The following is a 288-nucleotide window of genomic DNA, read 5'->3' on the forward strand; positions in this document are numbered from 1 at the left end:
TAGAGCAGAGGATTGAAAATCCTCGTGTCGGTGGTTCGATTCCGCCTCGAGGCACCATATTAAAATTTGATACGAGTTATCGTGTTAAATAGTAAAAGTTAATTCCCTCTTAGTTCAGTTGGTAGAACGCCGGACTGTTAATCCGTATGTCACTGGTTCAAGTCCAGTAGAGGGAGCCAAATTTATTTCTTAACTCAATAGAGTGAAGAAATATAAAAGAATTAATGTGCCGACTTAGCTCAGTAGGTAGAGCAACTGACTTGTAATCAGTAGGTCACCAGTTCGACT

The 288-nt window shown here is 40.3% G+C and carries 1 tRNA gene; it reads left to right on the forward strand.

Annotation, left to right across the window (positions count from 1 at the left end):
* Nucleotides 1–103: 103 nt before the first annotated feature.
* A tRNA-Asn gene (locus VXS03_RS20185) sits at nt 104–179 on the forward strand.
* Nucleotides 180–288: the final 109 nt, after the last annotated feature.

The sequence above is a fragment of the Photobacterium sp. S4TG1 genome (assembly GCF_036040035.1).
Lineage (GTDB): Bacteria > Pseudomonadota > Gammaproteobacteria > Enterobacterales > Vibrionaceae > Photobacterium.